This window comes from Eisenbergiella porci (genome assembly GCF_009696275.1).
Classification (GTDB): domain Bacteria; phylum Bacillota; class Clostridia; order Lachnospirales; family Lachnospiraceae; genus Eisenbergiella; species Eisenbergiella porci.
Window position 1 is genome coordinate 25,926 of record NZ_VUMI01000064.1, and the last position, 6,806, is coordinate 32,731.

5 protein-coding genes and 2 pseudogenes are annotated in these 6,806 nt (G+C 49.6%); 1 reads left to right on the forward strand and 6 read right to left on the reverse strand.

Going from position 1 to position 6,806, the window contains the following annotated elements; genetic code table 11:
* Positions 1 to 319 precede the first annotated feature (319 nt).
* Positions 320 to 1,222, forward strand: coding sequence for a LysR family transcriptional regulator (locus FYJ45_RS25240; RefSeq protein WP_195841981.1), 903 nt, complete (start codon positions 320 to 322; stop codon positions 1,220 to 1,222).
* Positions 1,223 to 1,843: 621 nt separating this feature from the next.
* On the opposite strand, the pseudogene FYJ45_RS32860 reads toward FYJ45_RS25240, so the two are convergent.
* From FYJ45_RS32860 to FYJ45_RS25270, 6 genes and pseudogenes are all read right to left on the reverse strand, one after another.
* Positions 1,844 to 3,260: pseudogene (locus tag FYJ45_RS32860) on the reverse strand (phosphoglucomutase/phosphomannomutase family protein).
* A 127-nt stretch (positions 3,261 to 3,387) separates the two neighbouring features.
* Positions 3,388 to 4,627, reverse strand: a pseudogene (locus FYJ45_RS32420) (GH36-type glycosyl hydrolase domain-containing protein); the annotation flags it as partial.
* A 342-nt stretch (positions 4,628 to 4,969) separates the two neighbouring features.
* Positions 4,970 to 5,293 (reverse strand): hypothetical protein, encoded by a 324-nt coding sequence (locus tag FYJ45_RS25255; RefSeq protein ID WP_154467851.1) that lies wholly within the window; start codon positions 5,291 to 5,293, stop codon positions 4,970 to 4,972.
* 221 nt (positions 5,294 to 5,514) lie between these two features.
* On the reverse strand, positions 5,515 to 5,985 hold the full coding sequence (locus FYJ45_RS25260; protein WP_154467853.1) for a C-GCAxxG-C-C family protein: 471 nt from the start codon (positions 5,983 to 5,985) through the stop codon (positions 5,515 to 5,517).
* Between the two features lie 14 nt (positions 5,986 to 5,999).
* Entirely contained in the window at positions 6,000 to 6,506 is a 507-nt protein-coding gene (locus tag FYJ45_RS25265) for an SEC-C metal-binding domain-containing protein (RefSeq protein ID WP_021637336.1), read from the reverse strand.
* 48 nt (positions 6,507 to 6,554) lie between these two features.
* Positions 6,555 to 6,752: a hypothetical protein gene (locus FYJ45_RS25270; protein ID WP_154467855.1), complete on the reverse strand. Its 198-nt coding sequence runs from the start codon at positions 6,750 to 6,752 to the stop codon at positions 6,555 to 6,557.
* Between the last annotated feature and the right edge of the window lie 54 nt (positions 6,753 to 6,806).

Consider the following 6,806-nt stretch of genomic DNA (forward strand, 5'->3'; position numbering starts at 1 on the left):
TATCCTTTATAGATAATTAAATTTTTACAATGCATATGCGGACGCAATCAAACGCATGCATACGCACTTGCCCTTAAGGAACCCCTTGAGGGCTATTAAAAATTTATCTTATTGATATTCAATATTATACATCTAACATGCTCCGCATGGGTATACTGTTTTTATATGACAGTTATATATTTTTTTATATATTCTATTGCTTTTTTTTACCGGAAACGCTATGCTTAGAGCAGGTTTCCGGCAATTGTACGGAAGCGGATACATTTTGTATACAATGTATAAAATGAAATACAAACGCATATACATGGAAGGCTGTATTATGAATCTCAATGTACTACGATACGTAATAGAAGTTGAAAAAAACCGTTCCATCACCGGAGCAGCCAGGCAGCTGTTCATCAGCCAGCCGAATTTAAGCCGCGACATACGGGAACTGGAGGAGGAAATCGGGTTTTCTATCTTTACTCGCAGCTCCCGGGGCGTTATTCCCACGGAAAAGGGGCGGGAATTCCTGGCCCTGGCAAAAAGGGCCGTAAAGCAGTATCAGGCCCTGGAAAATTACTGCACCAGGGAAGAACGGGACAATATCAGCCTGCATATCTGCGTCCCCCGCGCCAGCTACATCACCTGCGCGCTCACCTCTTTTCTCAGCAAAAACGCCAGGGGCAGGCAGCTGTCGGTAAATTATAATGAAACGGGAACGCTGGACGCCATCAGCCATGTGTCCGACCGCAGCGCGTCCATGGCCATCATCCGGTATCCGGACCGGTATGAAAAGACGCTGCTCCCCCTTCTTAAGCTGCGGGAGCTTTCCTATGAAACCCTTTATAAATTTGAGCTGGTTGTCATCATGTCGGAACGTCATCCCCTGGCCAAGACCTCGGTGCTGACCCAGGATCTTCTGTCCCAGGCCGTGGAAATCGTGTGCGACGACACTTCCCTGTGCACCTATCTGCATGAATCCCCGGATGCCGACCATAATGAAAACAGCATCCATATCCACGAGCGGGGAAGCCAGTTCGATTTCCTTACCGGTGTGCCGGGTACCTTCATGTTTGTCTCCCCTGTCCCTGATTCCGTCCTGTCCAGATACCACCTGGTTCAGAAAAAATTCCATGGGTTCCCCAGGAAAATGACGGATCTGCTCATCTATCCGGAGGATTACAGGCCTTCGCGGGCGGAATCCGCTTTCCTGGAAATGCTGAAGGAATCTGTGCAGTAGGGGGGAGGAGGGATACAGGTATCAGACCCGGGGGCCATTGTCCTTCCCGGAGCGGCGTGTCCAGCTTTCCTTCTTGGCCTGTGCGGCAGGGGTGTACCGGATCCAGTCTCAAAAATGGGATATTTCTAACTGTCCCGTAAGGCCATAATTCTGCCAACGCAGCCAAAACTCCTCATGCAGCGACTGAAGTCGTCTGCATTCGTCAGACAGGCTGCTAGGGGCGGCAGGATTATGGTCTTTCGGGGCAGTAAGAAATATCACCATTTTTTCCAATGGTTCCGGTACACTCCCTGCCGCACAGGCCAGGAAAGCTGGGCACGACCGCTCCGGGAAGGACAATGGCCCCCGGGTCTGATACCTGTATCCTCGGTCACTCGAAATGTTGTGTTGTTCGTATATTGTATGGAAAGAGGATTTGATATTAAGCTAAAAAAGTATAATTTGATATAGAGATAAAAAATCCCTTAGCAGGTTGGGTATGTATGATGTGGCCCCAATAAAGTCTAACTTATTGGGGGCACATCAGTGGCCTGCGTGGGGATTTTTATTTTTTTAATATTTTAACTTTTTACTTATAAAAATTTTTAAGACTTTAATTCTTTGATTACTTTAGTTACTTGATCAGTTCAGGTCGAGGAACTGTTCGTAGATTCGGCAGACTTCTTTTGCCTGTTGTTCTTCTGGCATTTCGCAGAAGATTCGGATCAGGGGTTCGGTGCCGGAGAAGCGGCCTACTACCCAGCCGCCGTTTTTGAAGTAGACTTTGCTGCCGTCTAAGTAGGAGACGTGGTCTATTTCGTAGGGGAGGGCGGGGAGTTGTTTTTCTTCCAGGAGGATTTTTTGTACGGCTTCTTTTTTCTCCTGGTTGAATTTGTAGTCTCTTTCTTCCATGCATATCTTGCCGCATTCGGCTTCGATGTCGGCATAGATTTCAGAGAGTTTTTTGCCGGTGACGGCTATCATTTCTACCAGGAGGCAGGCGGCGTAAACGCCGTCTTTTCCGTGGATGTGGCCGCGGACGGTGAGGCCTCCGGAGGATTCGCCGCCGATGACTGCATTGGTTTCGGTCATTTTGGCGGAGATGTGTTTGAAGCCGACGGGGACTTCATAGCATTTCTCGCCGAATTCCTGCGCTACCTTGTCGAGCATGTGGGTGGTGCAGATGTTGCGGACGACGGGGCCCTGCCAGCCTTTGTATTTTACCAGGTAGTAGTAGAGGAGCACCATGATGTCGTTGGGGTGAAGGAATTTTCCTTTGTCGTCAATGACGCCAAGGCGGTCGGCATCGCCGTCGGTGGCTATGCCGATGTCGCATTTTCCGTCCAGGACGAAATTCTGGAGGGGGGCGGAGTGTTGCCGCGGTGGGGGCGGGCAGCTTGCCGCCGAAGAGCGTATCGTGGCGTTCATGGATGGTGTCAACTTCGCATCTGGCCGTAAGCAGTATGGTCTTGATGGAGGTTTCGCTTACGCCGTACATGGGGTCAAGGGCAATTTTGAGCCTGCTGTTGCGGATGGCCTGCATATCAATGTTGTCTATGATGTTGTCCAGGTATTCGTTCAGGGGATAGATTTCCTGAATCAGTCCGGCTTCCAGGGCTTTGTCGTATTCCATGGATTTAACTTCCTCGTGTTCGATCCTGGCGATGTATTTTTCGATTTCATCCGTCTGCTGGGCGCTGGCGTCCCTGCCGCCTTCGGTGAATACTTTGATTCCGTTGTATATCGCCGGGTTGTGGCTTGCGGTAATCATCATGCCGTAGGGCATTTCATGCTTCATCACATAAAACATGACAAGGGGTGTGGGCGCTGATTTATTCACAAGATAGGCGGTTACGCCCTCTGCGGCGAATACCTGGCCGGCCCATTGCATGGCTTCTTTGGCCAGGAAGCGTCTGTCGTAGCCGATAACGATTCCTTTGTCTGCCGCATTTTCTTCTTTCATTTTAAGGCACAGCGCCCTGGCAAGAAGCTGTATATTTGCCTTGGTGAAATCGTCTCCTATCACTGCTCTCCATCCACCTGTTCCAAACTTAATCATAGGTTTTTCCTCCCTTTTTTACACGCGTCTGTAAAAACGCACTCTTGCCTCAGTTTTTTTCCATACGGGCGCCGCGCCATTCGCGGATCATGTAGAATTTCTTCCAGTCTGCCGGTACACAGGGGTCGATATCAAAATGGTCAAACTGGGGCTTCATGCCCAGCATATATCTTGTGGCGGAAAAGTAGGCCCATCCGCCGGTGCCTGTCATAAACGGATGTCTTGCCCGTCCGAAGGCGGTATGGTCGCGGCCCATAATGAACTGGCAGTAGGAATAGGGCTCCGCCTCCCTGATTTCTATTTTGTCGTTCTGATAGTAGGGGCAGAGGGCGTCGTAGAACTTCATGGCCCGATCGCCGCGTCCCAGTACGCATTCCGCCGCCCATGCCCAGGGATTGGGGCGGGAAAAAATGGAGCCGTTTTCCTTCAGGCCGGGGTAAACCCTGGTTACAAAGCCGATATCGTCATCAGGGACCGTATAGGAGGGGGCATTTAACTGGATGCCGTAAGGGGTGTAAAGGTATTTATCCACGCTGTCCATGGCTTTTTTCCCTTTGTCCGGGCTGGCGGCTCCGGAAAGCACCGCCCAGGAATTGGACTCCAGGTGCACCTTTCCTTCTATTCTTCTGCAGGCTGCCGCAATGGTTGTTGCCCAGCTCAAAGGAGCCGCCGCACTGCCCTTTTTCCACTGCAATGGGGTTATCCTCCGTCCGGTAGGGGCCGATGAATTTATCCCGCAGGCAGTCAAAGCCGTCCGGCTCAAAATTCCCGGTAAAATACTGGAAGCCGAACTCTTCATAAAAAAGATCATGTTCTATAATGCCGTCTTCATAGGAAGAACCGGCGCAGTACATGCTCATCTGGAAATTCTGGTTGTCTATCATGATATGGTGGAAGGAGAACTCACAATAAGAAAAAACACTCAGCTCACGCACTCTGTCGCTGTTGTTTTTAATCTTCACATCCCACAGCTCCACCGGATCCTCCAACGGGATGGAAAGCTTTTGGCTTGCCGCGATGTCCTTATATTCGCTTTCATAAACCGTATAGGACATGCCGTGGCGGCAGCTGTATTTCGCTTCCTCCAGGCTCTTGCCCACGGGCTGCCAGGAAATGCTCCAGTAATCCCCGTCCGCATTGTCCCTTATGTACACATAATGTCCGGGACGGTCCATGGGAACGCTGTTTCCCCGGAAGCAGGTGATTCTGTGGTATTCCGGCGTTTTGTAAAACATATAGCCGCCTGCCGTATGATTCACCACCGCACACATATCCTTCAGTCCCAGGTAATTGGTCCAGGAGGTGGGCAGGTCCACTCTGTTAATCACATATTCTCTTTTTTCATTGTCAAAATGTCCGTACTGCATATCTGCTCCCATCTGCGCATCCTTTGCGCGCATGCGGCCTTCGCCGCGCGTATCGTCAGAAGGAAGGGCACTGCCTGAGCCTCCCCGTTCCCCCGAATGCTTCATCATATTTATTATAACGGCTGGGGCGTCCGGAGGCTATGGTCAGATATGTGAAAATTTGTATATAATTGTTCTCATAAAGCCCTGTTTTGGAGGAGTGTCTGTGCAGATTTAAGGCTGCTCCTGAGTGGGCGGGGATTATGTTTATCATATTTAACACATGCTACAGCGTATTTGAAAATTGCCCGGCCTCCGCCCCATACCTGGAAAAAATGGGAGGAGGCCATGAAGGGAAGCAGCCTAAGCATTTTTCTGCAAGGAGGAAATCAGGGCGGGCGGGTTCATCATACGGAAGGTATATTCTTTACCGCCTTCTTCCTGCGAACGGGTAATTACAGTCGCCGTTTCCACAGCGGCGCGGTAAAATTCTTCCGGTGTAATATCGGGGTCCACACCGGTGCAGAGCGCATACACGCCGGCTATGTAAGGTACGGTCCAGCTCCAGCCGCCGTCGGCATAATATACATAGGGGCTTCCGCCTGACGGGCGATCCCGATCCCATCCTTGGTCAAGCTGTCTGTAAAGGCTGGCGCCTTCTTTCCGTGGGAGCCCTCCGCATTTCATACTACTCTAATAGAATGGAAATATCAACAGATTCCGGATAATATTCCGGATAATATAACATTGCCATAACGGTTTGATTATTTTGATTGTTTTACCTGCTTTTTGGCTCCTGTTTTTCAGTTTTTACGCAAAAAAAGGCTCCGTACATTTCCACAATGCACGGAGCCGGTCGGGTCTTATCTACACTTTTTCTATACTTCTTATCTATACATCTTATTTGTTCATTTTACCTGTTCATTTACATCTTCCAAAAGCATCTCTTCCACAATCCGCGCCGCTTCCGCCACGATATGGCTGCAGGGGCGTGTGGCATAATACGCAGCGGTCCGCTGGGAAGGTCTGGCGCTTTCCGTTACGGACGCCGGCATCCCGAGAAGCTCACGGCAGATAATACTGCCCCTTTTTTCACGAAAAGCATCGCTCATTTTCCGGACGATTTCATAGGAACGCGTTTTGGCTTCTTCATCGGAAGGATCCGTATTCCCCATTTTCAGCCCCGACAGCATCGCCATGGCAGAAACCGTTCCGCAAACCTCACGCATTCGCCCGACGCCCGCTCCCATAGGGCAGGCCAGCTTAAGCGCCGTCTCCCTGTCCATCCCGAACAGGTCCGCATAAGCGGCAAAAACGGACTGCGCACAGTTAAACCCTGATTCAAACAGCATAACCGCATCCTGCACTCTGCTTTCCATTTCCGTTCCCATCCTTATTTATTCTTACCGCAGCACTTCTTATACTTCTTTCCGCTGCCGCAGGGACAGGGATCATTGGGATAAACCTTTTTATCCTTTACGATAGTTGTGGAAGACTTCTGCTCTTTGTAAAGCGCTTTTCTCGTCTCCTCATCAAAAATATCGTTCCACTCTTCCAGCTCATACAGCCAGTCAGCGCCGGCCGCAACCATATTTTTATAAAGAAGGGCCTTATCGAATCCCAGGTTTACCTCGGTATCCTCTTCCATCTCCTCGATAGGGTTGGATTCCACCAGACTTTCGTCGATTCCGTCCAGGAAGCCGGTCATCGTCATGATATCCACATCATACTTTTCAGCCAGTTCCTTTACAGTTCCCTTAACCACCTCGTCAGGGTTCTTTAAAAGCTGGGCGTAAATCTCTTTTTCCTTTTCAAAATAAGCAGCCCAGAGCCTCTGCAAATCTCCCTTGTTGGCCGTTTCGGAATAAGCCATTGATCTCCACTGTTCTAATAATGCCATTTCTTATCACCTCATCCGTGTATTTTCACCGGTTATATCCGGCTCACTTTATTCAGCACCTTCCAATACGGAACATACTGCTGCAGGATTTACCGCATATTTTCCTTGCTTTCGCTCAGAATAGAAATAGTATATAACAAAATTCCCATAAAGTCCAGCCAGACTTCCCATGCCCAGCGCCGAAAGGCGCTGGCAGGTTGTAAATAATCCTCTCGATACTTTTATACTTAAATATTTATTTTCCACATCGCTACGCCCTTTTCATGTTTTTATCCACACCCTTTAGGCATTCGTAGCCTT